At 56.2% G+C, this 25,362-nt stretch carries 24 protein-coding genes; 7 read left to right on the plus strand and 17 right to left on the minus strand.

Annotated features, from left to right (window positions below):
- Positions 1-6: 6 nt before the first annotated feature.
- The 3 genes from ABFI50_RS08130 to ABFI50_RS08140 are packed head-to-tail and all read right to left on the minus strand — an operon-like array spanning position 7 to position 2,999.
- Positions 7-834 (minus strand): carbohydrate ABC transporter permease, encoded by an 828-nt coding sequence (locus ABFI50_RS08130; RefSeq protein ID WP_014885628.1) that lies wholly within the window; start codon positions 832-834, stop codon positions 7-9.
- Entirely contained in the window at positions 835-1,701 is an 867-nt protein-coding gene (locus ABFI50_RS08135) for a sugar ABC transporter permease (RefSeq protein WP_080470346.1), read from the minus strand.
- A gap of 8 nt (positions 1,702-1,709) precedes the next feature.
- The gene (locus tag ABFI50_RS08140; RefSeq protein WP_048996612.1) at positions 1,710-2,999 is read right to left on the minus strand and encodes an extracellular solute-binding protein; all 1,290 of its coding nucleotides are present in this window, start codon (positions 2,997-2,999) and stop codon (positions 1,710-1,712) included.
- Between the two features lie 186 nt (positions 3,000-3,185).
- On the opposite strand from ABFI50_RS08140, the gene ABFI50_RS08145 reads away from it, so the two are divergent.
- Genes ABFI50_RS08145 through ugpC form a run of 3 tightly spaced genes read left to right on the plus strand, consistent with a single transcriptional unit; the run spans position 3,186 to position 6,723 of the window.
- Positions 3,186-4,226: a LacI family DNA-binding transcriptional regulator gene (locus ABFI50_RS08145; RefSeq protein WP_088127400.1), complete on the plus strand. Its 1,041-nt coding sequence runs from the start codon at positions 3,186-3,188 to the stop codon at positions 4,224-4,226.
- 29 nt (positions 4,227-4,255) lie between these two features.
- On the plus strand, positions 4,256-5,644 hold the full coding sequence (locus ABFI50_RS08150) for a phosphomannomutase CpsG (protein WP_347485817.1): 1,389 nt from the start codon (positions 4,256-4,258) through the stop codon (positions 5,642-5,644).
- On the plus strand, positions 5,641-6,723 hold the full coding sequence (gene ugpC, locus ABFI50_RS08155; RefSeq protein ID WP_014885633.1) for a sn-glycerol-3-phosphate ABC transporter ATP-binding protein UgpC: 1,083 nt from the start codon (positions 5,641-5,643) through the stop codon (positions 6,721-6,723). Before ABFI50_RS08150 ends, ugpC begins: the two co-directional genes overlap by 4 nt.
- Before the next feature lie 32 nt (positions 6,724-6,755).
- Here ugpC and metE read toward each other — a convergent pair whose 3' ends face one another.
- A complete protein-coding gene (gene metE, locus ABFI50_RS08160; RefSeq protein WP_248083264.1) occupies positions 6,756-9,017 on the minus strand; it encodes a 5-methyltetrahydropteroyltriglutamate--homocysteine S-methyltransferase in 2,262 nt (753 codons plus the stop codon).
- Positions 9,018-9,132: 115 nt separating this feature from the next.
- Between metE and metR the strand changes: the two genes are divergently transcribed.
- Complete coding sequence (gene metR, locus ABFI50_RS08165; RefSeq protein ID WP_023331563.1) at positions 9,133-10,086, plus strand: HTH-type transcriptional regulator MetR; 954 nt, start codon at positions 9,133-9,135, stop codon at positions 10,084-10,086.
- On the opposite strand, the gene ABFI50_RS08170 is transcribed toward metR, so the two are convergent.
- The 3 genes from ABFI50_RS08170 to pldB form a co-directional block, all read right to left on the minus strand.
- On the minus strand, positions 9,974-10,873 hold the full coding sequence (locus ABFI50_RS08170) for a carboxylate/amino acid/amine transporter (protein WP_014885636.1): 900 nt from the start codon (positions 10,871-10,873) through the stop codon (positions 9,974-9,976). The genes metR and ABFI50_RS08170 overlap by 113 nt on opposite strands.
- A gap of 82 nt (positions 10,874-10,955) precedes the next feature.
- The gene (gene yigL, locus ABFI50_RS08175) at positions 10,956-11,756 is read right to left on the minus strand and encodes a sugar/pyridoxal phosphate phosphatase YigL (protein ID WP_023331564.1); all 801 of its coding nucleotides are present in this window, start codon (positions 11,754-11,756) and stop codon (positions 10,956-10,958) included.
- Positions 11,757-11,787: 31 nt separating this feature from the next.
- A complete protein-coding gene (gene pldB / locus ABFI50_RS08180) occupies positions 11,788-12,780 on the minus strand; it encodes a lysophospholipase L2 (RefSeq protein WP_032629594.1) in 993 nt (330 codons plus the stop codon).
- Between the two features lie 111 nt (positions 12,781-12,891).
- On the opposite strand from pldB, the gene rhtB reads away from it, so the two are divergent.
- Positions 12,892-13,512: a homoserine/homoserine lactone efflux protein gene (gene rhtB / locus ABFI50_RS08185; protein WP_347485819.1), complete on the plus strand. Its 621-nt coding sequence runs from the start codon at positions 12,892-12,894 to the stop codon at positions 13,510-13,512.
- On the opposite strand, the gene rhtC is transcribed toward rhtB, so the two are convergent.
- The 3 genes from rhtC to pldA form a co-directional block, all read right to left on the minus strand.
- Positions 13,509-14,129, minus strand: coding sequence for a threonine export protein RhtC (rhtC, locus tag ABFI50_RS08190; protein ID WP_014885640.1), 621 nt, complete (start codon positions 14,127-14,129; stop codon positions 13,509-13,511). The genes rhtB and rhtC overlap by 4 nt on opposite strands.
- A gap of 61 nt (positions 14,130-14,190) precedes the next feature.
- Entirely contained in the window at positions 14,191-16,020 is a 1,830-nt protein-coding gene (recQ, locus tag ABFI50_RS08195) for an ATP-dependent DNA helicase RecQ (RefSeq protein WP_014885641.1), read from the minus strand.
- A gap of 90 nt (positions 16,021-16,110) precedes the next feature.
- Positions 16,111-16,980: a phospholipase A gene (gene pldA, locus ABFI50_RS08200; RefSeq protein ID WP_014885642.1), complete on the minus strand. Its 870-nt coding sequence runs from the start codon at positions 16,978-16,980 to the stop codon at positions 16,111-16,113.
- 160 nt (positions 16,981-17,140) lie between these two features.
- On the opposite strand from pldA, the gene yigI reads away from it, so the two are divergent.
- A complete protein-coding gene (yigI, locus tag ABFI50_RS08205; protein ID WP_347485821.1) occupies positions 17,141-17,608 on the plus strand; it encodes an acyl-CoA thioesterase YigI in 468 nt (155 codons plus the stop codon).
- A gap of 51 nt (positions 17,609-17,659) precedes the next feature.
- Positions 17,660-18,556: an EamA family transporter RarD gene (gene rarD, locus ABFI50_RS08210; RefSeq protein ID WP_014885644.1), complete on the plus strand. Its 897-nt coding sequence runs from the start codon at positions 17,660-17,662 to the stop codon at positions 18,554-18,556.
- 84 nt (positions 18,557-18,640) lie between these two features.
- Here the strand turns inward: rarD and corA are convergent, their stop codons facing one another.
- From corA to dapF, 7 genes are all read right to left on the minus strand, one after another.
- Complete coding sequence (corA, locus tag ABFI50_RS08215; RefSeq protein ID WP_008501540.1) at positions 18,641-19,591, minus strand: magnesium/cobalt transporter CorA; 951 nt, start codon at positions 19,589-19,591, stop codon at positions 18,641-18,643.
- 150 nt (positions 19,592-19,741) lie between these two features.
- The gene (gene ysgD, locus ABFI50_RS08220) at positions 19,742-19,798 is read right to left on the minus strand and encodes a YsgD/CorL family protein (protein WP_212743980.1); all 57 of its coding nucleotides are present in this window, start codon (positions 19,796-19,798) and stop codon (positions 19,742-19,744) included.
- Positions 19,799-19,947: 149 nt separating this feature from the next.
- Complete coding sequence (gene uvrD / locus ABFI50_RS08225) at positions 19,948-22,110, minus strand: DNA helicase II (protein ID WP_014885645.1); 2,163 nt, start codon at positions 22,108-22,110, stop codon at positions 19,948-19,950.
- Positions 22,111-22,217: 107 nt separating this feature from the next.
- Positions 22,218-22,934 carry a 5-amino-6-(5-phospho-D-ribitylamino)uracil phosphatase YigB gene (gene yigB, locus ABFI50_RS08230; RefSeq protein WP_347485824.1) on the minus strand — a complete coding sequence of 239 codons (717 nt, stop codon included), beginning with the start codon at positions 22,932-22,934 and terminating at the stop codon, positions 22,218-22,220.
- Complete coding sequence (gene xerC, locus ABFI50_RS08235) at positions 22,934-23,836, minus strand: tyrosine recombinase XerC (RefSeq protein WP_014885647.1); 903 nt, start codon at positions 23,834-23,836, stop codon at positions 22,934-22,936. Before xerC ends, yigB begins: the two co-directional genes overlap by 1 nt.
- Positions 23,833-24,540 (minus strand): DUF484 domain-containing protein, encoded by a 708-nt coding sequence (locus ABFI50_RS08240; protein WP_023331571.1) that lies wholly within the window; start codon positions 24,538-24,540, stop codon positions 23,833-23,835. The genes xerC and ABFI50_RS08240 overlap by 4 nt, the downstream gene beginning before the upstream one ends.
- Positions 24,537-25,361, minus strand: a complete 825-nt coding sequence (gene dapF, locus ABFI50_RS08245) for a diaminopimelate epimerase (protein WP_014885649.1) — start codon at positions 25,359-25,361, stop codon at positions 24,537-24,539. The genes ABFI50_RS08240 and dapF overlap by 4 nt, the downstream gene beginning before the upstream one ends.
- Between the last annotated feature and the right edge of the window lies 1 nt (position 25,362).

Below are 25,362 nucleotides of genomic sequence, written 5' to 3' on the forward strand. Positions count from 1 at the left end.
CGTTCCTTATTTCAGTGATAACGACATGCCCTGCAGGAAATATTTCCGGAACAGGATAAACAACACGATGACCGGCAGCATTTGCACCACGGCTCCCGCCATCACTGGCCCCAGATAAACGCCGTAGGATTTACTGAAGGTGGCCAGCAGCACCGAAAACGGCATTTTGTCGGCATCGCGCATGACAATCAGCGGCCAGAGGAAGTTGTCCCACGAACTTGAGAAGGTAAATAGCGCCACGATCGCCAGAATGGACTTGTTCAGCGGCATCATGACGTGCCGCAGAATGGCCCACAGGCTGGCATGATCCAGACGCGCGGCGTACAGGTAATCGTTGGGCGTGCCCTTGAAGCTCTGGGACACCATAAAGATCCCCCAGGCACTCATTGCATAAGGCAGGATCATGGCGCTGTAACGGTTGATCAGACCGAGCTCACGCATCAGCACAAACTGTGGAATGATGAACATGAAAACCGGGAAAACCATCTGCACAATCAACAGATTACGGAAAGCGTTTTTGCCCCAGAATTCCGTTTTTGCCAGCGCATACCCCACCAGCATGGAGGTGACGGTCACGCTCGCGGTCACGGTGACGGAAACAAAAAGCGAGTTAAACAGCGTGCGCAGAAACGGCTTATCGGCCCGGTTGCTGTTATCGAAAAGGAAAGTGTAATTTTCGAGCGTCAGCGTGCCCGAAAAGAGATCCGTGGTATAAATCTGTGCCGTAGGCTTCAGGGATGACACGACCATCCAGACAAACGGATAGAGCCAGCTTAACGCCAGAATAAACATCAGCGCATGAATTAGCAGGCTCAGGGGCGTGAGTTTTTTCATTCATACAATCTCAATGTTTTTTTCGAATAACCGACGAAATAGCCAGATCATCAGGAAACTGCAGGCAGCGACGATAATCGACATGGCAGCAGCCCAGGTAGGTTTCATATTTTGAAACGCGGCTTCGTACATGACCACCATGGGACTGGTAGTACTGTTTAGTGGCCCACCACCGGTAATTAAATAGGGCTCTGTAAAAATACTGAATGCCACCGTAATAGCCAGCACCATCACCATCACAATTTGCGGATTCATCATCGGCAGCGTTATTGCCCAACCTTTCTGAAAACGCCCGGTTTTATCGAGAATAGCCGCACTATAAATATCCGATGGAATAGCCTGCATGCCGGAATAGAGAATTAATCCGTAATAACCGACAAATTTCCAGGTCACGATAAGCGCAATGGATAGCATCGCGCAGTCAGGGTTGGTAAACCACGGCACGGAAATCCCAAACCACGCAGACAATAAGCGGTTAACCGGGCCATACTCATTAAAAAGACGGGAAAAGACAATTGAGTACGCCACCCCTGACGAGATATTTGCCAGTAAAAAGCTTAAGGCGATAAACCCCCGGCCATAGTTAATTCTTCGTAACCCGGCAGCAAAAAGCAGAGCGGTAATAAACACGATCGGGACATACCACATTAAAAAGCGGCAAATGTTCCACATGGATGTCCAGAATAACGCATCGTGCAGTACGCCAATAATGTTCTGCAAACCGGTAAATTGCGGTGCGCCGATAAACTGCCAGCGGGTCACGCTCAGCACCACCAGCCAGGCAAGCGGGTAGAACCAAAATAGCAGCGAATAGCCAATCCAGGTGGAGGCCAGCAGGCCTCCGGTTCGGGATTCATATCCAGCCATCATGCCCCCTACTGGCCCGTGAGGGCGCTGATTTCCTGCTGAGATTGTTTCAGCGCGTCTGCAGGCGTACTGGTTTTGAATATCACGCGCTCAAGCATCTGCGTCATGCTGCGCTGTACTTCTGTCGTCTGGTTTGTTGCTGCAGGAGGAAGCGCGACGTCCACCCACGAGGCGATTTGTTTCTCTAGCGGATTTTGTTTGAAGTAACTGACAAAGATCGGATTACTCATTAAATCCGCGCGGGCGGGCGGCATCCCTGTCAACTCAAGCCACAGCCGGTCATGTTCAGGGTTACTGAAGACCCACTGCATAAACTGCCAGGCCTGCGCCTTTCGCTTACTGGAACTGAAGATCACCAGACCTTTGCTGTCGCCGAACGTATAGGGGTGTTCAATGCCCGTCTCGGTCAGCATCGGACCGATCTGAATCGTTTTTAATATGTCCGGATACTGCTTGCGATAGCGGGCTAAATCCCACGGTCCGCGCGCTGAGGCGATAACCTGCCCCGTTGCGAGCGGATCCTCGGCAGAGGTGAAGTCGTAGCTGCTCCACTTATTGTTAAAAACGTTGCCCATGAAGGTCAGCACGGCCTCGCCAGCAGGCGTGGTCAGCGCAGGTTTTTTGTCGACCAGATACGGCTTGCCGTGGCTCTGGGCGTAGAACAGCGGAATGAAGTCGAACCAGCGTTCCCACCAGTTTTTACCTGCCGTAAGCTGTATCACATAGCCGTGATTATCCGCCGCCCGACGCTTCGCCAGCGCGTAAAGTTCATCGTAGCTAACCGGTACCCGATCAAAACCGTATTGCTTCAGTAAATCGCCACGCCACCACCAGACAATCGGGTTGATATATACCGGCAGTACCGTTTGTTTGCCGTTTAATTCCCAGGCTGACAGCAGAGAAGCCATTTGCCGTTTCTGAATCGTTTCCTGAAAACCCGGCATTCTGGAGAGATCTTCTATCTGCCCGACATCAACAAGCTGGCTGGCAAAACCAATAAATATATTGGTTGAAATATCCGGTTCAGTCCCTGATGCCAGCGCATTCATTATCGCTTCTTCTGAACTGTTTGCGGCAGGAATAGCGGTAAATTCGACGGGCATATGGGCAGGGTCTTTATTCCATTCCGCCACTATTTTACTCCAGAAGGCTTCTTCATTGACGGTGGGTGTGACCCACATCTTGATTGTTTCACGCGCGCCGGATTGTGTCTCTTTTTTATCATCAGGCCCGCAACCGGTAAGAAAAAAGAGGAATATTACCGATGCTATTAATTTTGCTGCTTCTGCAACTCTCACGTTATATCTCCCTGATGTCGATAAGTGTTAATCGCTCACTGCTGCACTCTGTGAATGGTGCGTAAGCTAACACCCCTTTTTTATGTTTAACGTTAAACAAATCACAAAACTATTTATATTTAACGATAAACTCAGCCGCTATTATTTATTTAATTACGCCTCATAAATAATTTACGTGAATATAAAATGCCTAATTCATTTAGCAAAAGAAAGAATAAAAACGTGACGATTAAATCGCTGGCAGCGGAGATGGGTATTTCACATACCACGGTATCTAACGCGTGGAATAATCCCGAAAAGCTGTCTGCTGAATTACGTGAAAAGATACTTGGGTACGCCCGTCAGGTTGGATTTCAGGGGCCGGATAAACTCGCCCGGGCTTTACGCACCGGAAAATCCGGGGCCATCGGCGTCATTTTTAACGATGCCATGAGCTATGTTTTTATCGATCCGCATGACGTCAGCCTGATGCGCGGCGTCGCGACCCGCTGCGAAGACCGTAATATTAATCTGGTGCTGATTCCGCTTCAAAAAGGGCCTTCATCGCTCACTACCCTGGTGGACGGGTATATTCTCAACGCCACGCATAACAGCGCCGCCATTATTCAACAAACCCTGGCCCGCAATCTGCCTGTGGTGACGCTCGATTTTCAGCTTCCGCAGTTCAGCAGCGTGTCGGTGGATAACACACGCGCCATGCGTGATATCACCCACTACCTGATACAAAAGGGTCATCGCCATTTCGGCATTATTGCCTTCCCGTCTCACCCGAACGCGCGCGGGATGCGGCCTCTGACGCACCGCGTGACGGGGGATAACCAACTCATGCTGACCCGCGTGAATGCCTGCCGCGACGCGTTTCAAGAGCACGGTATTACGCTCAGCGACTGCTGGCTGTGTGAAACCCATCACGATGAGCCACACGGCGAACGGGCAGCGGAAGCATTGCTGACGGCACACCCTGAGATCACGGCGCTGATCTGCTTATCCGATCGTTTTGCCATCGGCGCGGTGAATTATTGCCAGCGACAGCGTCTTGCTATACCTGGCCGGGTCGCCATTACCGGATTCGACAATACCGCCCGGCAGTATAACGGGCCTGGACTTACCACCATCGCGCAGGATGCCGAACGTAAAGGTGAAATCGCGGTTGATCTGCTTCTGAACAATGGCCCCGTCACCCACGTTGCGCTGGAACACCGGCTTATCGAGCGTGATACGGCATGAGATTACCCTGCTTAAGATAAGAGTGAACTATGGATGAACTAACGTGCTTTAAAACCTATGACATTCGTGGCGAAGTTGACGTCAATCTCACCCCTGACATTGCGCGTCGCATCGGAAGGGCGTACGCCGTCTGGCTGCATCCCCGGCGCGTGGTAGTAGGCGCTGATGTCCGCCTCAGCTCGGGGGCGCTAAAAACGGCCCTGATCGACGGGCTTACCGCAGGCGGCGTCGATGTTATCGACCTGGGCATGACCGGTACGGAAGAGGTCTATTTCGCCACCCGGGAATTGCGGGCAGACGGAGGGATCCAGGTGACGGCGAGCCACAATCCCGCCCATTACAACGGCTTTAAGCTGGTTGGCCTTGAGGCGCGCCCGATCAGTAATGACAACGGTCTGCTGGAGATCAAAGCGCTGGCAGAACAGAACCGCTTTCCACCCTGCGTGCGTCGTGGGGGCATTTTTCCCTTCGACAATCGCCCGGCCTGGGTGAACGCTCTGCTGCGATTCATCACTACGTCCCCAACGCGAACGTTACGCCTGGTGGTCAACGCCGGGCACGGCACCGCAGGTCCGGCGCTAGATGCGCTTGATGAGGGCTTAAAGCGTGCCGGTGTACCGGTCGAGTTTATCCGTATTCACCACCAGCCAGATGGCCGCTTTCCCGCTGGCGTACCTAACCCGATGCTGCCTGAAAACCGGCAAAGCACCCGACTGGCCGTCATCGAACATCACGCCGATGCTGGCATCGCCTGGGATGGCGATTTCGATCGTTGCTTTTTCTTCGACGAGCGCGGGGATTACGTTGAGAACTATTATCTCGTGGGGCTGTTTGCCGAACATTTTCTGCGACGCTATCCCGGCAGCCGCATCATTCTTGATCCCCGCTTAATCTGGAACACGCTCGACACGGTCGCCCGTTGCGGCGGTAGCGCAATCGTGAGTAAAACCGGGCATGCCTTCCTGAAAGCCCGGATGCGAAGGGAAAATGCCATTTACGGCGGCGAGATGAGTGGCCATCACTATTTTCGCGATTTTGGCTACTGCGATAGCGGCATGATCCCGCTGATCCTGATGCTCCAGATCCTGGGCGCAGACGCGCAGCCGCTCTCTCATCTTATGCGTCACGCACAGGCCCGCTATCCGGTGTCTGGTGAAATCAACCTGACGGTCAACGAGCCCGCCGCACTCCTCAATGACGTCGCCGCGCACTATGCCCCGGTCGCATGCGAACGCGACACCTGCGACGGCCTGAGCCTGTCCTTCGCAGACTGGCGTTTTAACCTCCGCGCCTCCAATACCGAGCCGCTGGTTCGCCTTAATGTTGAAGCGCGGGGAGATACCGCTCTGCTTGTCCATAAAACTCATGAAGTGCTGATGCTGATTTCTGCCCTGCAAGGGGCTCAGGAGACATTATGACCGCCCTTTCATTACGACATATTCATAAAAAGTACGATAAAAACGTCATCGTGGCGGATCTGTCACTGGAGATAGCATCAGGAGAATTTATCGTTCTTGTGGGCCCCTCCGGGTGCGGGAAATCGACGCTGCTGCGCATGATCGCGGGATTAGAGGCGCCAGACAGTGGCATGCTGATGATGGGCAATGAGGATGTTACCCACCTGGCGGCGGGCAAGCGGAGCTTGTCGATGGTTTTCCAGTCCTATGCACTTTATCCGCATATGACCGTACGGGAGAACCTCGCCTTTGGCTTACGCAATATCCGCACCCCGGAGGCCGACATTGCGCAGCGCATCACCCACGCCGCCAACATGCTCAGGCTGGACGAGCTGCTCGACAGGCTTCCGCAACACCTCTCCGGCGGCCAGCGCCAGCGCGTGGCGATAGGTCGTTCTATTGTCCAGCAGCCCGCGCTGTTCCTGTTTGACGAACCCCTTTCCAACCTTGACGCCGCTCTGCGGGTTGAAATGCGCCAGGAGATCCAGCAACTCCATAATACCCTGAAAAACACCATGATTTACGTCACGCACGATCAGGTCGAGGCGATGACGCTGGCCGACCGTATCGTGGTGATGTGTAAAGGCAATATTGAGCAAACGGGTACGCCGCTTGAACTGTACAACACCCCGGCGAACCGCTTCGTGGCCGAATTCATCGGTACGCCAAAAATCAATATGTTACCCGCCGTCTGGCAGCAGGGGGCATTGCATATCGACCCTGATACCGTCTTCCCGCTTTCGCGTCAGCCCGCAGACATTCAGGAGGGGGAATCGGTATTTGTCGCGATCCGCCCTGAACACCTGGGTTATCAGCAGCCGGGGGATTTTAGCCTGAGCGGGAAAACGCGGTTATGCGAACTGCAGGGAGATTCAACCCTGGTGTGGCTGGACGTGGCAGGGCATGCCGTGTGCCTGAAATCCTTCCAGCAACTGAGTCTGCCTGCGCAGCAACGTATCACGCTGACCGTGCAGGAGGCTCATCTGCATCTCTTTGACGCGGCAGGCAAGCGGATTGCAATGACGGAAAATGCCGCCTGAGTAGAGTATCAGGCGGCGGGAAATGCGCAGACTTACCCCTGACGCAAATTCTGCGCTGCCTTCACCATGTTGGCGAGCGCTGCGCGGGTTTCCGGCCAGCCGCGGGTTTTCAGGCCGCAGTCCGGGTTCACCCACAGGCGCTCTGCCGGAATACGCTGAGCGGCTTTTTTCAGCAGGGCTTCAATCCACTCCACGCTCGGCACGTTCGGGGAGTGAATGTCGTACACCCCCGGTCCGATTTCGTTTGGATAGTCGAACTCTTCAAACGACTCGAGCAGCTCCATATCTGAACGCGAGGTCTCGATGGTGATCACGTCGGCATCCAGCGCGGCAATGGAATCCATAATGTCGTTAAATTCGCAGTAACACATATGAGTGTGGATCTGCGTGTCGTCCTTCGCCACCGACGCATTGATGCGGAAGGCTTCCACGCCCCACTTCAGATACTCATCCCAGTCGCTGCGGCGCAGCGGCAAACCTTCTCGTAACGCCGGTTCGTCAATCTGGATAATGCCAATGCCAGCGGCTTCCAGATCCGCCACCTCATCACGCAGCGCCAGCGCGATTTGCTTCGCAATGGTTTCACGGGTCACGTCTTCACGCGGGAACGACCAGCACAGAATGGTCACCGGCCCGGTCAGCATGCCTTTTACCGGCTTGTCGGTCAGAGACTGAGCATACTTCGCCCACGCCACCGTAATCGCTTCCGGGCGGCTGACGTCACCGATCACCACCGGTGGCTTCACGCAGCGGGAACCGTAGCTCTGCACCCAGCCATTCTGGGTAAACACGAAGCCGTCCAGGTGTTCACCGAAGTATTCCACCATGTCGTTACGCTCGGCTTCACCGTGCACCAGCACGTCCAGACCTAAACGCTCCTGCTCGATGATCGCCTGCCTGATGTGCTCAGCAATGCCGGTACGGTAGTGATTCGCATCCAGATTGCCCTTTTTGAAGTCGAGACGCAGGCCGCGGATCTCGGTCGTTTGTGGAAATGAACCGATCGTCGTGGTTGGCCATGCGGGCAGGTTGAAGCGGGCGCGCTGGGCTTCGGCACGGACTTCATACGGACTCTGGCGCTGGCTGTCCTGAGCGGTGATGGCCGCCAGACGTTTTTCCACTGCCGGATTATGCACGCGTGCCGAATGACGGCGCGCCTGAATCGGGGCGCTCCATTCGGTAATCGCCGCCGTGTCACCGCTGTTCAGCGCGTCGCGCAGCAGCGCCAGTTCTTCACATTTTTGCAGGGCGAAGGCAAACCAGCTTTTCACTTCCGGGTCGAGACGGGTCTCCACGCTCAGATCGATCGGGCTGTGCAGCAGTGAACATGATGAGGCCACCCACAGCTCACGTTTACCGACAATGTCTTTAATTTGAGCATACTTTTCGGTGAGATCGGCACGCCAGACGTTACGACCGTTTACCAGCCCCGCTGAGAGCAGCCAGTCTGCGGGCAGACGTTTGTGCAGGTCCTTCACGTCATCTTTGCCGTGAACCAGGTCAACATGCAGGCCCTGAACCGGCAGCGCAGCAATCGTGCTCAGGTTAGGCGTCACGCCCTCGAAATAGGTGGTCAGCAACAGCTTCACCTGCCCGGTAAGCGCGTCATACGCCGGTTTGAAGGCATCGAGCCAAACCTGGGGCAGCTCAAGCACCAAAGCAGGTTCGTCGATTTGCACCCACTGAATGCCGCGTTTACCCAGTTCAATCAGTACCTGTTTGTAGACGGGCAGAATGTCCTTCAGCAGGCTGAGGCGGTCAAACGGCTCGCCTTTGACTTTGCCCAGCCACAGGTAGGTTACCGGTCCGAGCAGCACCGGTTTCACCTGGTGGCCCAGCGCCAGCGCTTCGTCGACTTCGTCCAGAAGCTGTGTCCAGGTCAGTTTGAACTGCTGACCTTTTACGAACTCCGGCACCATATAGTGATAGTTGGTGTTAAACCACTTGGTCATTTCCGCCGCTGCCGCGGGTTCACCCGTTGGCGCACGACCACGGCCGATGCGGAACAGGGTATCGATATCTACCGATCCATCTTTGTTCTGATGACGAGCCGGCACGTTGCCCAGTAGCAGGCTGGTCGTCAGAACATGGTCGTACCAGGCGAAATCGCCCACCGGCAGCAGGTCAATGCCCGCCTGCTTTTGCTGATCCCAGTGACGGGCGCGCAGCTCGCGCCCCACGGTCAGTAGTTCTTCACGGGTAGCGTTACCCGCCCAGTAGCTTTCTTGCGCTTTTTTCAGCTCGCGACGCAGGCCAACGCGAGGGAAACCGAGAGTGTGATTGCGGATTGTCATGTTATGCCCCTTGTGAATTTCGCTATTTAGACGTCCAGATGTTTACACATCTATAATTGGCAGGTACTGTATATTCCTCAAGCGCAAAATGTTCATGGCGAAGTGAAGGACTTTCATGATCGAGATAAAACACCTGAAAACGCTGCAAGCGTTGCGGAACTGCGGATCGCTCGCGGCGGCTGCGGCCACGCTGCACCAGACCCAGTCTGCCCTTTCTCACCAGTTCAGCGATCTGGAACAACGCCTCGGATTTCGTCTTTTTGTGCGTAAGAGCCAACCTCTGCGCTTTACGCCGCAGGGTGAAATTCTTCTTCAACTGGCGAATCAGGTCCTGCCGCAGATCGCCAGCGCGCTACAGTCCTGTAACGAGCCGCAGCAGACAAAACTGCGCATCGCCATTGAGTGCCACAGCTGTATTCAATGGCTGACCCCTGCGCTTGAGAACTTCCGCCAGAAGTGGCCGCAGGTGGAGATGGATTTTAAATCCGGTGTGACGTTCGACCCGCAACCCTCGCTGCAGCAGGGTGAGTTGGATCTGGTGATGACCTCCGACATTCTGCCGCGCAGCGGCCTGCACTATTCGCCGATGTTTGATTTTGAAGTGCGCCTGGTGCTGGCACCGGATCATCCGCTGGCGGCTAAAACGCGCATCACGCCGGAAGACCTGGCAACAGAAACGCTGCTGATTTATCCGGTTCAGCGCAGTCGCCTGGATATCTGGCGTCATTTCCTGCAGCCGGCAGGCATTAGCCCGCAGCTGAAAAGCGTGGATAACACCCTGCTGTTGATTCAGATGGTTGCCGCCAATATGGGCATCGCGGCGCTGCCGCACTGGGTGGTGGAGAGTTTTGAACGCCAGGGCCTGGTGGTGACCAAAACCCTGGGTGAAGGACTGTGGAGCCGTCTGTACGCTGCCGTGCGCGATGGCGAGCAGCGTCAGCCGGTGACAGAAGCGTTTATTCGCTCAGCGCGGAACCACGCGTGCGACCATCTTCCGTTTGTGCGGAGCGCGGAGCGACCCAGCGGCGATGGACCCACAGTGAAGCCAGGATCACCGCTCCCCCAATAAGGAAGCTCGGCCAGTGCGGTTGCTGCTGCCAGATGGCGAGGTTGACCAGCAGCCCCGCCGGGACGTGCACGTTGTTCATGATCCCGAGCGTTCCGGCGTCGACCTGCGTCGCGCCGTAGTTCCACATGAAGTAACCCAGCCCTGACGCCACCACGCCCAGCCAGACCAGAACGCCCCACTGCACCGACGTGGTCGGCAGCTTTTGCGGGTTACCGAGCAGAAACCACGCCGACACCGCGACAATCGCCGCGCCCATATAGAACCACGCAAATGCATTGTGCTGCGGCATCGGACGGGTTTCCATCAGGCGTTTGTAGCCCACCATGCCGATGGCGAAACTGATGTTGGCGAGCTGGACGAACATCAACCCGGTCCAGAAGTGATCGCTGACTTTGTCATAGCGAATAATCGCCGCGCCAATCACCGCCAGCGCCGCGCTCAGCAGGTATCCCCAGCGCAGACGACGCCTGCTGAGCAGGTCGTAAATCAACGTAATATAGAGCGGCGTCAACACGGTAAAGAGCAGGAATTCAGAGACGGACAAATAGACGTAAGCCCGGAAGCTGAACAGATACATGATGCCCAACTGCATCGCGCCCACCAGCATGTACAGCACAATCGTTTTCAGCGATTGACCACGCGTGCGCAGAAACGGCAGGAATACCAGCGCCGCCAGCCCCACGCGCATCAGCACCGAGAAGTAGCTGTCGACCGAACCGGCAAGGTACTCGCCAATCAGGCTAAAGGAGAAGGCCCACAGGATAGTGGTGATAATGAGTAGCGCCACAATGCTTGTCTCTCAGAAAGAACGACAGGCATTGTAGCGGACTCTTCAGTTGACATCTGGTCAACAAACAACCAAATGAAGATTATTCAAGGAACAGCTTGCGCAGGTATTTCGGTACCGCGTTGTCAGCGTTGGAACCAATCACTTCCAGTTCCGGGTGCAGATCTTTCAGACGCTGATGCGCGTTCTGCATGATGCAGCCCTTGCCTGCCATGGAGAGCATTTCAGCGTCGTTCATGCCATCACCAAAAGCGATGCAGTCTTTCAGCGCGAAACCCAGACGTTTCGCGACCGCTTCCAGCGCGTGACCTTTGGAGACACCCCCCGCCATCACTTCCAGACAGGTCAGGGTTGAGAAGCTCACGTTGACGCGATCGCCCCAGCGGGCGTTGATCGCCTGTTCCAGTGGGAGCAGTTCTTCATGGCTATCGCAGGTGAAGAACACCTTACTGATACCTTCCGGCTCAAGAAGGCCCGGCTCGTACAGGGAGTAGTTAAATACCGCTTCCTTGAAGAAACGCATTTCATCCGGGCGGTGGCGGTTCATGAACCAGTCGTCGTTGCGGTACACGTTGGTGATGATAGCCGGGTTGTTATGCACCACGCCGAAGAGATCGGCGGCAATATCGCGATCCAGGTTATGGGTAAAGATCAGGTTACCGTCAGTATCATGCACGCGCGCACCGTTGGAGGTGATCATGTACGATTTGATCTCAAGATTATCGCGGATCTGCCCCACGTCTACGTGGTGGCGGCCGGTGGCAAACACAAAGTTCACGCCACGGGCAGTCAGAAGCTTTAAGGTCTCTTTCGCGTAAGGCGACAGGGTGTGGTCAGGGGAAAGCAGCGTGCCATCTAAATCAGATGCAACAACCTGGTACATAGGGATTTCAACCTCTGGTGGAAAACAATAATCAGTTATGCCTGTTGAAAAATTCAACAATGGCGTTGAGCGCGACTGAGCGCATAGCGTCCTTTTCGAAAAGGATCTCATGGTAAGCGCCGTTGATGACCAGCGGTTTTCCCCCTTCACAAGGGTGACCGGCGGCGGCGCGCAATTCACAATAACGGTCATGCATGCGGTTATCGACCACACGCTCTTCTTCAGCCTGAATCAGGAGTGTTGGCGTGTCATCATCACCTACCCCCGCCAGCACCTGTTCACCGGCCAGAATCCCCTCCCGCACCCAGTGCCAGGTCGGGCCACCGACGCGTAAGCGCGGTTCATCGGCATAAAAGCGCAGGTTGCGGCGATAACGCTGCCGACTGTGGGTTAAGACGTTGATGGCGAACGGCAGCGCACGCCAGCGTCCGGTCCCGATGGCATAGCCTTCACGAATGCGCTGATGGCCCTCAGCCCAGTCGAGAAGATGACGCACCATCCAGTCGGGGAAACGTATGACAATACCGTACATCGGCGCGGTTAGCGCAATGGCATCACACTGGTGTTGATACCGCTGCAAAAACAGCGTCGAAATAGCGCCACCCATGGAGTGCGCAAGGATATAGCGCTTACGCCAGGGGCCGGGCTGCACTTCCTGCTGCCAGAACGCGGCAAAATCGTCGACGTAATCGCTGAAGCGATCGACATGTCCACGGTGCGTGTCCTGTAGCATGCGTCCGGACAGCCCCTGTCCACGGTGGTCGATGATAAGCACATCGAACCCCATATGGACCAGATCGTATGCCAGTTCGGCGTATTTAACGTAGCTTTCAATGCGCCCCGGGCAAACCACGATTACCCGGTCATTTTTCTCATCACGGAAACGAACGAAGCGTACCGGGATGCCCCCGACGCCCGTAAACTCATCTTCCTCACGCTGCCGCCAGAAATCGGTCAGCGGCCCCATAGAGAAAGCAGCAAATGCGTTTTCTCGTGTTTCCCAGTCCTTTTTCTGCTGAAACATTGGGTTTCCACTCACGTAATCCAGGGAATATCGTTTTTTTTCGTAACCGGTCACAAAATGACTCATCAATAGCGTATTGTGGCATAAAAACAGACGATTCGGGAGTTTCAAATGACCTTCAAGTGGTGGTTCGCCTACCTGCTGACATCCATCATCCTGAGCCTTTCACCGGGTTCGGGTGCGATTAACACCATGACTACCTCCATCAACCACGGCTATCGCGGGGCGGCGGCGTCGATTGCCGGTTTGCAAACCGGGCTGGGCATTCACATCGTCCTGGTCGGGATTGGGCTGGGAACGCTGTTCTCCCGCTCGGTGCTGGCGTTTGAAGTGCTGAAATGGGCCGGTGCGGCATATCTTATCTGGCTGGGTATTCAGCAATGGCGCGCGGCTGGCGCCATTAACCTGAATACGCTCGCGCAGACGCAACACCGTGGTCATCTGTTTAAGCGGGCAGTATTCGTCAACCTGACCAACCCGAAAAGCATTGTGTTCCTCGCCGCGCTGTTCCCACAGTTTATCGTGCCGCACCAGCCTCAGGTGATGCAGTACGTGGTGCTGGGTGCGACCACAATTATTGTCGATATTATTGTGATGATTGGTTACGCGACGCTGGCACAGCGGATTGCCGGATGGATAAAAGGGCCTAAGCAGATGAAGGCCCTGAACAAAGTGTTTGGCTCGCTGTTTATGCTGGTTGGCGCGCTGCTTGCGTCAGCGCGTCATGCTTAGCGAGAAATGATGAGATGAATGCCGAAGCCGGCGAACAGCGCGCCGGCGAAGCCATCGATCCACTTCGCGATGCGCTGGTAGCCACGGCGCATCGCCGGTAAGGCAAACAGGCTTGCCACGATAGTGAACCACGCGAAGGTCTCCACGACGATAAGCAGGAAAATGCCCCAACGTGCGCCCGCGCCAACGCTGTCGCCCACAAACAGCGAGAACACCGAGCCGAAATAGATAATCGCTTTCGGATTCGCCAGGTTGGTCAGCAGCCCTTTTACAAAGCTCCGACCACCCGTTGCCAGCTCCACCTTAGGCTCTTGCGTTTTTTTCTCTTCTTTTTTCAGCGCCCCGCGCAGCATCTGGTAGCCCATCCAGCACAGGTACAGGCCACCGCCAACCATAATGATGTTATGCAGCCAGGCCATCTTCGCCAGGATCAGGTTCAAACCGAGCAGCGCAACGGCCGCCCAGACCATGACGCCCATGGTAATACCGAGCACGCCCATCATCGCCTCTTTACGGGAACGACTGACTGCTGTTTGCGATACGAAGAAAAAGTCAGGGCCCGGGCTCATCAGCGCAACGATGTGCACTAACGCCACGGTGAGAAATAGCATTAACATAATTGGCTCGCAGGGAAATAATTCAGTGAGTCATCATACTGGCACTTTTTTGGCCGGCTGACTACTCCTCATCATCTCCGTCAACGTGAGAACGGATAAGCGCCATAAACTCCTTACCGAAGCGCTCCAGCTTGCGCGTGCCTACGCCGTTGACGCTGAGCATTTCGCTGGCGCTGAGCGGCATCTGTTCCGCCATCTCAATCAGCGTCGCGTCGTTGAACACCACGTAAGGCGGGATGTTCTCTTCATCAGCAATGGCTTTACGCAGCTTACGCAGTTTGGCAAACAGCTTGCGGTCATAGTTACCGCCGTAGGATTTCTGCATCACGCGTGGTTTGAGGGCGACCACGCGCGGTACGGCGAGCTTCAGTTCAACGTCACCGCGCAACACCGGACGCGCGGCTTCGGTCAGCTGTAGCGCCGAGTGCTGAGCGATGTTCTGCGTGGCAAATCCGAGGTGAATCAGCTGACGAATAATGCTAACCCAGTGCTCGTGGCTCTGATCTTTACCGATCCCGTATACCGGCAGTTTGTCGTGGCCCATGTCGCGGATACGCTGGTTATTGGCGCCGCGCAACACTTCCACCACGTAACCCATCCCGAAGCGTTGATTCACACGGTAAATGGTCGAAAGCGCCTTACGCGCGTCCATCAGGCCATCGTACTGCTTCGGCGGATCCAGGCAGATATCGCAGTTGCCGCACGGCTCCTGTCGCCCTTCACCAAAATAGTTGAGCAGCACCAGACGGCGGCAGGTTTGCGCTTCGGCAAACGCCCCCATCGCGTTGAGCTTATGGCGTTCGATATCCTGCAGCTGTCCCTGCGGTTTCTCTTCCAGACAGCGGCGCAGCCACGCCATATCGGCTGGATCGTAAAACAGCATCGCTTCCGCAGGCAGACCATCACGCCCGGCGCGGCCGGTTTCCTGATAGTAGGATTCGATATTACGCGGGATGTCGAAATGCACCACAAAACGCACGTTGGGCTTGTTAATCCCCATTCCAAACGCCACCGTCGCGACCACAATCTGCAGGTCGTCACGCTGGAATTTCTCCTGCACATCCGCGCGGATGTGGTTCTCCAGCCCGGCATGATACGCCGCGGCGCTAAAGCCACGGTTTTGCAGACGCGCGGCGGTGTCTTCCACCTTCGCCCGACTGTTGCAGTAAATAATGCCCGACTTGCCGCGCTGTTCCTGGACATAGCGCAGGAGCTGATCCAGCGGCTTGAATTTTTCCATCAGCATGTAGCGGATGTTAGGGCGGTCAAAGCTGCTGACCTGAATATAGGGATCATTCAGCCCCAGCAGGCGAACGATATCCAGACGCGTCGTATCATCTGCCGTGGCGGTAAGCGCCATAAACGGCAGTTCCGGGAAGCGCTGACGGAGCTGGCCGAGGGCGGCATATTCCGGGCGGAAATCGTGCCCCCACTGCGAGATACAGTGCGCTTCATCCACCGCCAGCAGAACCGGGTTCCAGTGTGCGAGATGGTCGAGGAAGTTATCCAGCATCAGGCGTTCCGGTGCGATATACAGCAGACGAACCTGCCCGGTGCGACACCCGGCCATCACCTCTTGCTGCTGCTCCCGGGTTTGCGTGGAATTAAGACAGGCCGCCGCCACGCCGTTGGCGAGCAGTTGATCAACCTGGTCTTTCATCAGAGAAATAAGGGGCGATACCACGACCGTCAGGCCGTTAAGCACCAGCGCGGGCACCTGATAACAGAGTGATTTCCCGCCGCCGGTCGGCATAACGACCAGACAATCACGGCCTTCCAGCACGGTTTCAATGATGGTTTCCTGGCCAGGGCGGAACTGCTGGTAGCCAAAGGTTTCATGCAAAACCTGTTTAGCCAGCGACTCCTGATTCAATACTTCCGCCTGCGCCACGTTAACCCCATATGCCAGAAATGAAACAGGCGCTATTTTCAGCGCCTGAGAGAGAAACTTCAACGTTTAACGCAAAAACATTCGAGCAGCTTAGAGAATATCGTTCAGCATTACGCCCACACCCACGCGGGTCTGGTTGAAGTTATAGTCGATCAGCGACTCGCCGTAACCGCTGTACACCTGCGTATAGAGGCGCACATGCTTCGTTACCGGGTAGCTCAGGCCCACTTCCGCACCACCGTAGCCGGTATTCCAGTTGTACTGGCCTTTCGCGCTCAGCACGGCATCGCCTAACTGGTAGCCGACCTTGAGCTGGTAGTAACCCATATATTTGGTGATATCCGGGTTATCGTCGGTGCTCCCCACCACATACCACGGCTTCACTTCCACCATCCAGTTGCCGTTCTGCGCCATCAGGCGCGTATAGGCACGGTTCCAGCTACGAGACGTGGGGTCGGAACGGCCGTTAGAATCGTGATTAAAGCCGACTTCGACGTCACGCAACGTCCATCCGGCAAATTCATAATCCGTTGCAAAGCCAAGGAACAGCTGCGGCTCATAGTTGGTTTCACGGAACGGCGAAGATTCGCCGCTGTTGGAAAGCTGCCACCAGGATTTCTGCGTGTAAGAGGCACCGAGTACCGAGTTCGGCCCCAGAATACCGCGCCAGAACGGGAAGGCGAGGCTCAACTGGAACTTCACCTCATCTTTACGCGCATTATCAGACCAGTTATAGGAGCTTATCGCTTCTTTGTTCAGATCGCTGGTCTGGGTGTAAATCACGTAGTTGGTGTCATACGGGTAAAGCGTGAACGGATTGTCATGCTCCTGAAGCATGTTAGCAATGATGCTACCGTGTACGGATGGCGCATCGTGCACTTCTTTAACTGTCGCTTCCTGCGCATATGCTGTGAGGGGCAGCGCAACCGCCGCCAGTAACCAACCCAGATACGTCCGCATCGGTGGTGTTCTCCTGAAATAGTGACGTGTAATGAATAATTTTATCCGGGCATTCTACAGACTTCTGCGCCAACTTCCGCCTCCTCGTTTCTGAAAGTGGAAATCCGTATTGTTGAGGCATAAAATCAACATTTCATTAACAATAGGGATGTGATGCCTCATGTCAGCCATGCTTACCTCTGAAGAAGTGTTAAAGCTCGTGGGCGAGATTTTTGTTTACCATATGCCATTTAACCGTGCGCTGGGTCTGGAGCTGGAACGTTACGAGAAAGAGTTTGCCCAGTTGAGCTTCAACAACCAGCCGATGATGGTAGGCAACTGGGCGCAAAGTATTTTGCACGGCGGGGTGATTGCTTCCGCGCTGGACGTGGCGGCTGGTCTGGTCTGCGTGGGCAGTACGCTGACGCGTCATGACACCATCAATGAAGACGAACTCCGTCAGCGTCTGGCACGCATGGGCACCATTGATTTACGCGTCGATTATCTTCGCCCAGGACGCGGCAATCGCTTTACCTGCTCCAGCAGCCTGCTGCGTTCGGGGAATAAAGTTGCGGTGGCGCGCGTAGAATTACACAACGAAGAACAGGTTTATATCGCCAGCGCAACCGCCACTTATATGGTGGGTTGAAGCGGCAAAATCGGGTAAAATTAATTCACTTTTTTGTAACGGATTTTCCCGATGGATGCTAAACAGACGCGGCAGGGCGTTTTACTCGCCCTTGCCGCTTATTTTATTTGGGGTATTGCACCGGCGTACTTCAAATTTATCGCTTATGTACCGGCCGACGAGATCCTCACTCACCGCGTCATCTGGTCCTTTTTCTTTATGATCGCGCTAATGAGCCTCAGCCGTCAGTGGTCCGGCGTCAAGACGCTGCTCAAAACGCCTAAGAAAGTTTTCCTGCTGGCACTCTCGGCGGTGCTCATTGGCGGAAACTGGCTGCTGTTTATCTGGGCGGTGAATAACCACCACATGCTCGAAGCCAGTCTTGGCTACTTTATTAACCCGCTGGTGAACATCGTACTGGGGATGCTTTTCCTCGGCGAACGTTTCCGCCGTATGCAGTGGCTGGCGGTGTTTCTGGCCTTCTGCGGCGTGCTGGTACAGCTCTGGACGTTCGGCTCGCTGCCGATTATTGCCCTCGGCCTGGCGTTCAGCTTTGCGTTCTACGGTCTGGTACGTAAGAAGATTGCGGTGGAAGCCCAAACGGGGATGCTGTTTGAAACCCTGTGGCTGCTGCCGGTGGCGGCGATCTACCTCTTCGGTATCGCCGACAGCGCCACCAGTCATATGGGCAGCAACCCGTGGTCGCTGAATCTGATGCTGATGGCGGCAGGCGTGGTGACCACTATTCCTCTGCTGTGCTTCACCGGTGCGGCAACGCGTCTGCGTCTCTCCACGCTGGGCTTCTTCCAGTACATCGGCCCGACGCTGATGTTTCTGCTGGCGGTGGTGTTTTACGGCGAAGTGCCGGGCGCAGATAAAATGGTGACGTTCGCCTTTATCTGGGTAGCGCTGGCGATTTTTGTCGCCGATGCGATTTACACCCAGCGCAGAGTGCGCAAAGGGCTGTAGTGCCTTTTTGCCGGATGGCGGCTGCGCCTTATCCGGCCTACACGTTCTGTAGGCCCGGTAAGCGTAGCGCCACCGGGCGGATACTCAAAGCCAGTTACGACGCTTAAAGTACAGATACGGCGCCAGCCCGGCGAGGATCATAAAGATAATCGCCCCCGGGTAACCAAAGCTCCACTTCAGCTCCGGCATAAACTCGAAGTTCATCCCATAGCTGGAGGCCACCAGCGTCGGCGGCAGGAACACCACGGATACCACCGAGAAGATCTTGATGATGCGGTTCTGCTCGATGTTAATAAAGCCCATCGCCGCCTGCATCAGGAAGTTCACCTTCTGGAACAGGGATTCGTTGTGCGGCAGCAGGGATTCGATATCGCGCAGGATCTCACGCGCCTGCTCCAGCTGACCGCCCGGCAGACGCGCCTTGCGCACGAGGAAGTTCAGCGCGCGCTGGGTATCCATCAGACACAAACGCACCTTCCAGCCGATATCTTCCAGCTCGGCCAGCGTGGAGAGCGCTTCGTCGTATTCATCGCCCTGATGGCCTTCCATGATCACGCGGCTCAGCTTTTCCAGATCGCTGTAGATGTTTTCAATCTCATCCGCCAGCTGTTCGATTTTGGTCTCAAACAGGTCGAGCAGCAGTTCGTAAGCGTTGCCGTCCACCATTGCCTGGCTGCGGGCGCGCATGCGGTAGAGACGAAACGCGGGCAGTTCACGCTCGCGCAGGGTAAACAGGCGACCGTCGCGAATGGTAAAGGCCACGGTGGAGTTGCCCGCATGGTCTTCCGCATCTTCAAAGAAGAAGAAGGAGTGAATGTGCAGGCCATCTTCATCTTCAAAAAAACGCGCAGAAGCTTCGATGTCTTCCAGTTCAGGACGGGTTGCCAGGCTTTGCCCCAGCTCAGATTGTACGCGAAGGCGCTCATCGTCGTCCGGCTCGACCAGATCCACCCATACGGCATCAATGAGGGGCTGTGACTCTTCGGCTTCAAGCCGAGTCAGTCGGTTATTTTCGAGTTGAAATGCGCTCAACATGACCGGGACTCCCAATGCAAAAAATATCGGACAGTTCGGTGGGCACACAGAAACAAATTGGGTTTCAGACCATTAAACAGCCTGACTCAGCGCGACGGGAATAATGCAGTCGCTGACAACCACTAAGGCCATCAGCAAGGGGAGATAGCCTTAGGAGTTGTTCCTGGATGACAGGGAATTGAGCCAGTATCTACTGGGTGTGTCCAAGGCGAATGTCCTCTTAGCGTAATCGTGCGCGCATGTTACGCCAGCAGTAACTGTGGCGTCAACACGCAACGGAACGCTGAAGGGCATTAATTGACCTTCAACGTATAAGGCTAGCAGATTATTACAAAATAATGATATTTTTCTGAATGTTACACTGTTTCCAGCTTAGCGTAAGCGGCCACCAGCCATTTGATCCCCTGCCCCTGGAACGCCACCTGCAGGCGGCTGTGCTCGCCGCTGCCTTCCAGATTTACAATGGTGCCTTCGCCAAACTTCGAATGGCGCACGCGCTGACCCAGCTTGTAGCCGGTGTCCGTTTCAGAGATCGGTGATCCCATACGCGGATGGCTGACAGGGCGGCTGATGCTGGCACGCAGGCGCACTTCCTCCACGCACTCCTCCGGCAGTTCGCCAATAAAGCGAGACGGACGGTGGTAGACCTCTTTCCCGTACAGGCGGCGGGTTTCCGCATAGGTTAGAGTCAGCTTTTGCATCGCGCGCGTCACGCCCACATAGGCCAGTCGACGCTCCTCTTCCAGCCGTCCGCCTTCATCGAGCGACATCTGGCTCGGGAACATCCCCTCTTCCATCCCGACGATAAAGACCTGCGGGAACTCCAGACCTTTGGCGGAGTGCAGTGTCATCAGTTGCACCGCATCCTGCCAGGTGTCCGCCTGCCCTTCACCCGCCTCCAGCGCGGCGTGGGAAAGGAACGCCTGCAGCGGCATCAGGTCTTCGTCTTCTTCGTTGTAGCTGAACTGGCGCGTTGCCGTGACCAGTTCCTCTAAGTTCTCAATACGGGTCTGACCCTTCTCGCCTTTTTCCTGCTCGTACATGGTTCGCAGGCCGGAGTCTTTGATTACCCGGTCAGTCTGCACGTGCAGCGGCATATCGGCGGTTTCCTGCGCCAGAGCGTCAATCAGCTCAAGGAAGCGCTGCAATGCGCTGGCCGCACGACCGGCAAGGGCTTTCTCCTGCAGCAGCTCGCGGCACGCCTGCCACAGCGTCAGCTGGCGGTCGCGCGAGGCCTGACGCACCACGTCCAGCGTGCGGTCGCCAATGCCACGGGTTGGGGTGTTGACCACGCGCTCAAACGCCGCGTCATCATTACGGTTCGCAATCAGACGCAGATACGAGAGCGCATCTTTGATTTCCTGACGTTCGAAGAAGCGCATACCGCCATAAATGCGGTACGGCATACCTACCTGCAGCAGCGCCTCTTCCAGCACGCGTGACTGGGCGTTACTGCGGTAGAGAATGGCGCACTGCTCTAACGCGCCGCCGTTATCCTGCCAGGTTTTAATACGGTTCACCACGAAGCGGGCTTCGTCGAGCTCGTTGAAGGCGCAGTAAATTGAAATCGGCTCGCCGTCGACGCCGTCGGTCCACAGCTTTTTACCCAGACGCCCGTTGTTGTTTTCAATCAGGGCGTTGGCTGCGCTCAGAATGTTGCTGGTGGAGCGATAGTTCTGCTCCAGACGGATGGTTTGTGCGCCGGGGAAGTCATTGAGGAAGCGCTGGATGTTTTCCACCTGCGCCCCGCGCCAGCCGTAGATCGACTGGTCATCATCCCCCACGATCATCACCTTGCCGGTGTCGCCCGCCAGCAGGCGGATCCATGCGTACTGGATGTTGTTGGTATCCTGGAATTCGTCCACCAGGATATTGGTAAAGCGTTCACGGTAATGCTGAAGGATATGTGGTTTGTTGAGCCACAGTTCGTGGGCGCGCAGCAGCAGCTCGGCGAAATCCACCAGACCGGCGCGATCGCACGCTTCCTGGTAGGCTTTGTAGACGTTTTGCCAGGTCTGCTCCACCGGGTTGCCGAAGCTCTGAATATGGTGCGGGCGCAACCCTTCATCTTTCTGACCGTTGATGTACCACATCGCCTGACGCGGCGGCCACTGTTTCTCGTCAAGGTTCATCGCCTTGATCAGACGCTTCAGCAGACGGAGCTGGTCTTCGCTGTCGAGGATCTGAAAATCCTGCGGCAGGTTGGCGTCCATATGGTGCGCGCGCAGCAGGCGGTGCGCCAGGCCGTGGAAGGTGCCGACCCACATGCCGCCCTGGCTGGTACCCATTAACTGGGCGATACGGTGACGCATCTCCGCCGCCGCCTTATTGGTAAACGTGACGGCCATGATTGAGTACGGCGAGCAGTTTTCCACGCTCTGCAGCCACGCGATACGGTGAACCAGCACGCGCGTCTTACCACTGCCCGCCCCAGCCAGCACCAGCATGTTGGTGCGCGAGGCCGCTACGGCTTCACGCTGTTTGTCATTAAGGCTGTCGAGCAGGTAAGAAACGTCCATTGGCACCGTCACATAGTATTCAGGAACAGAGCAAAACGCCCGGTGGCGCTTCGCTTACCGGGCCTACAACTGCAAAACCCTGGTAATTTATACAATATTACTGGTGATTATATCAGCGTCGTGAGGGATGCCAACCGTGAAATTTCCACGTGCGGCAGAAGACGGCTATCCAGCGTGGTCATCAGGTCGGCGTTCTCTGGCTTGATCCAGCAGGCCTGCATGCCGCAGCGGATAGCGCCAGCCACATCGGTGGTGAGGTCATCACCCACATGCAGAATGTTACCCAGCGGCAGAGTTAGTTTTTCCGCCGCCAGATGGTACATATCGCTGAATGGCTTGGCGCGCCCATGCGGGCCCGCGCGCAGCACAAACTCAAAGTAATGATCGAGACCAAACAGCTCCGGCTGCGCATTGCCGTTGGTGATGGCCACCAGCGGCCACTTTTCGGCGAGCTTCGCCAGCGTGTCGTGGGTCTCCTGCGGCACGTCGATACGGCTGCGCCATTTGGCAAAGTTTTCCATCGCTGCCTCAGCACCGATGGCCGCGTCCTGCACGCTCAGACCCGCGTTGAGCATCGCCTGCTCCACCGCGCGGCGACGCCATTCGGTCACGTCATGGTAAATGTCCGGCTCGGTCTCCCGCAGGGACTGACGCAGCGTCTGAAAGTCCTTGTTCTGCATCGTCTTCAGTGCCGGGTGGTAGTTCTGCACAAACGCCAGCGACGCCTGCTCGGTACGCAGAATCACCTCGCGGTTGTCATAAAGGGTGTCATCAAGGTCAAACGTCAGGGCTGAGATCTGGCCGAGTGGGCGGTAAAAACGCATTATTTCCCCCGTTTGGCGCGTGGATGCGCCGCGTCATACACCGAGGCAAGGTGTTGGAAGTCTAAGTGGGTGTAGATTTGAGTGGTCGACAGATTCGCATGGCCGAGGAGTTCCTGCACGCCGCGCAGATCGCCGCTCGACTCAAGCATGTGTGTCGCAAAGGAGTGGCGCAGCTTATGCGGGTGAACATGACTGTTCAGCCCCTGCTTAATACCCCACTCCGCAAAGCGCTTCTGTACGTTACGCGCCGAGATCCGCTTGCCGAGTTTCGACAGGAACAGCGCATCTTCTTCCGCGCCAAACAGCCCGCGCAGGTCAAGCCAGTGCTCAATCCAGGCGACGGCATTGCGGCCAATGGGCAGGCGGCGCTCTTTGCTGCCCTTGCCCATTACCCACACTTCGCCGGTGTCCAGGTCGAGGTGTTTTAAATCGAGGTTCACCAGTTCAGACAGACGCAGGCCTGCACCGTACATCACCTCCAGCATCGCGCGGTCACGCACCGCCAACGGATCGTTCAGATCGATATCCAGCAGACGGTTTACGTCGTCGACGTCGATATTTTTCGGCAGATGGCGCGGGGCTTTCGGCGTGGCGATCCCTTTTGCCGGGTTGGCTTTTATGCCGCCCTGGCTGACCAGCCAGTCAAAGAAACTGCGTAGCGCGGAGAGTCTGAGGGCCAGGCTCGCCGGGCTGAGGTTTTTTTTACGGCTACGCACAACGAACCCGCGTACCGTGGCAGCGTCACATTGTTGCCAGCTTTTCAGGCCGATCTCGTCGGCAATCTGCATGATGGCATCAAGCTGACGCTGGTAGTTAAGCAGCGTAATGGGGCTGAGCTGACGTTCCACCCCCAGATAGCGCAGAAAGCGCGCGACGTCAGTGGAAAGCGGTCCGTCCGTCATACGCGTTCAATCCAGCGCTCCAGCAGTTCGGGCAGCATCAGGGCGATCTCCTGCAGCAGGTGCGTGGCCTGGCCTTGCTCGTAGTGGTGCGCGTCGCGGCTGGTAAATAACATGACGCCCAGATCGCCATCGCGTCCCATCAGCGACATCGCCACCGAGCCAATCGCCTTCGCTTCCGGTAATACCACCAGCAGTTCAGGCCCGTTCAGCGGCCCCAGATAGTGATGCGCATGGCCCAGACGCTGAATGCGCAGCGGTTCAAACGCCTGACGACTGAGCGCCAGATGGGTAAACCCGGACGGTGCGCCAATGCGCCAGCGGTCAGGGAAAAGACGAATCGTTGCACCCGCCAGCCCAAGCTCACGCGCCCAGCGGTGGAAGCGGCTAAGGAACTCATCAAGGCTGTGCGCCGAGGCCAGACGCGCCTGCAAATGCAGCAAACGATAGAACAGACTTTCGTTGGTACTGGCCTGTTCCATCAGCAGCGTCATGTTCTCTTCTAGCTGATTGATGTGGTTGCGCGAGCGCGCCATGTGCCATTCGACCAGCGACACGGTCCCGCGCACCGGATGCGGCACGCGCATCTCTTCGACGACGCGTGCATTGCGAATAAAAAACTCAGGATTGCGCAGCAGATAATCCACAACAGCTCTGTCGTCCAGTTCCGTCACTGTTTCCTGCAGTTCTTCCCCTGGTTGTTTCATAGATGGATAAACCCGTCATAGACATGTGCCGCCGGGCCAGTCATATACAGTGGATGACCCGGTCCTTTCCAGGCGATATCAAGCCGACCGCCCGGTAACTCGACGCGAACCTCTTCGGCGAGTAGCCCCTGTGAGATGCCGACCGCCACGGCCGCACACGCACCGCTACCGCAGGCCTGGGTTTCGCCCGCGCCGCGCTCGTAAACCCGCAGGCGGATGTGCTCACGCTTCACCACCTGCATGAAACCGATGTTCGCCCGCTCCGGAAAACGCTCGTGGCCTTCCAGCACCGGACCGAGCGTTTCAACCGCGGCGGTTTCCACATCATCTACCTGAATCACGCAGTGCGGATTACCCATCGAGACGACGCCGCACAATACTGTCTGCTCGGCCGCACGCATAATATAGGTCTTTTCCGCTTTGTTTGCGCGAAACGGCACGGCAGAGGGTTCGAAGTTAGGCTCGCCCATGTTCACGCGCACCAGTTCGTCATCGGTGACGCTGAGCACCATGCGGCCGTTGGCCGTACTGACGCGAATATCGCGCTTGTTGGTCAGCCCTTTCAGGCGGACAAAGCGGGCAAAACAGCGCGCACCGTTGCCGCACTGGTTAACCTCGCTGCCGTCCGCGTTAAAAATACGGTAGTGGAAATCGAGGTCGGGATCGTATGGCGGCTCAACCACCAGCAGTTGATCAAACCCCACGCCCAGATGCCGATCCGCCAGGCGACGGATCAGTTCCGGGGAGAAAAACACATTCTGCGTTACCGCGTCGACGACCATAAAATCGTTGCCAAGGCCATGCATTTTAGAGAACTGCATC

Origin of the sequence: Enterobacter sp. HNDS-6, from assembly GCF_039850505.1 — a bacterium.
GTDB lineage: Bacteria > Pseudomonadota > Gammaproteobacteria > Enterobacterales > Enterobacteriaceae > Enterobacter > Enterobacter kobei.

Coding starts and splice junctions, on each gene's coding strand:
- ABFI50_RS08150 (WP_347485817.1), top strand. CDS start 4,256: ATGGATGAACTAACGTGCTTTAAAACCTATGACATTCGTGGCGAAGTT.
- ABFI50_RS08240 (WP_023331571.1), bottom strand. CDS start 24,540: ATGAAACAACCAGGGGAAGAACTGCAGGAAACAGTGACGGAACTGGAC.
- metE (WP_248083264.1), bottom strand. CDS start 9,017: ATGACAATCCGCAATCACACTCTCGGTTTCCCTCGCGTTGGCCTGCGT.
- yigI (WP_347485821.1), top strand. CDS start 17,141: ATGTCAGCCATGCTTACCTCTGAAGAAGTGTTAAAGCTCGTGGGCGAG.
- rhtB (WP_347485819.1), top strand. CDS start 12,892: ATGACCTTCAAGTGGTGGTTCGCCTACCTGCTGACATCCATCATCCTG.
- metR (WP_023331563.1), top strand. CDS start 9,133: ATGATCGAGATAAAACACCTGAAAACGCTGCAAGCGTTGCGGAACTGC.
- ABFI50_RS08135 (WP_080470346.1), bottom strand. CDS start 1,701: ATGGCTGGATATGAATCCCGAACCGGAGGCCTGCTGGCCTCCACCTGG.
- xerC (WP_014885647.1), bottom strand. CDS start 23,836: ATGACGGACGGACCGCTTTCCACTGACGTCGCGCGCTTTCTGCGCTAT.
- ABFI50_RS08130 (WP_014885628.1), bottom strand. CDS start 834: ATGAAAAAACTCACGCCCCTGAGCCTGCTAATTCATGCGCTGATGTTT.
- corA (WP_008501540.1), bottom strand. CDS start 19,591: ATGTTGAGCGCATTTCAACTCGAAAATAACCGACTGACTCGGCTTGAA.
- yigL (WP_023331564.1), bottom strand. CDS start 11,756: ATGTACCAGGTTGTTGCATCTGATTTAGATGGCACGCTGCTTTCCCCT.
- pldB (WP_032629594.1), bottom strand. CDS start 12,780: ATGTTTCAGCAGAAAAAGGACTGGGAAACACGAGAAAACGCATTTGCT.
- ugpC (WP_014885633.1), top strand. CDS start 5,641: ATGACCGCCCTTTCATTACGACATATTCATAAAAAGTACGATAAAAAC.
- dapF (WP_014885649.1), bottom strand. CDS start 25,361: ATGCAGTTCTCTAAAATGCATGGCCTTGGCAACGATTTTATGGTCGTC.
- rarD (WP_014885644.1), top strand. CDS start 17,660: ATGGATGCTAAACAGACGCGGCAGGGCGTTTTACTCGCCCTTGCCGCT.
- yigB (WP_347485824.1), bottom strand. CDS start 22,934: ATGCGTTTTTACCGCCCACTCGGCCAGATCTCAGCCCTGACGTTTGAC.
- uvrD (WP_014885645.1), bottom strand. CDS start 22,110: ATGGACGTTTCTTACCTGCTCGACAGCCTTAATGACAAACAGCGTGAA.
- rhtC (WP_014885640.1), bottom strand. CDS start 14,129: ATGTTAATGCTATTTCTCACCGTGGCGTTAGTGCACATCGTTGCGCTG.
- pldA (WP_014885642.1), bottom strand. CDS start 16,980: ATGCGGACGTATCTGGGTTGGTTACTGGCGGCGGTTGCGCTGCCCCTC.
- ABFI50_RS08145 (WP_088127400.1), top strand. CDS start 3,186: ATGCCTAATTCATTTAGCAAAAGAAAGAATAAAAACGTGACGATTAAA.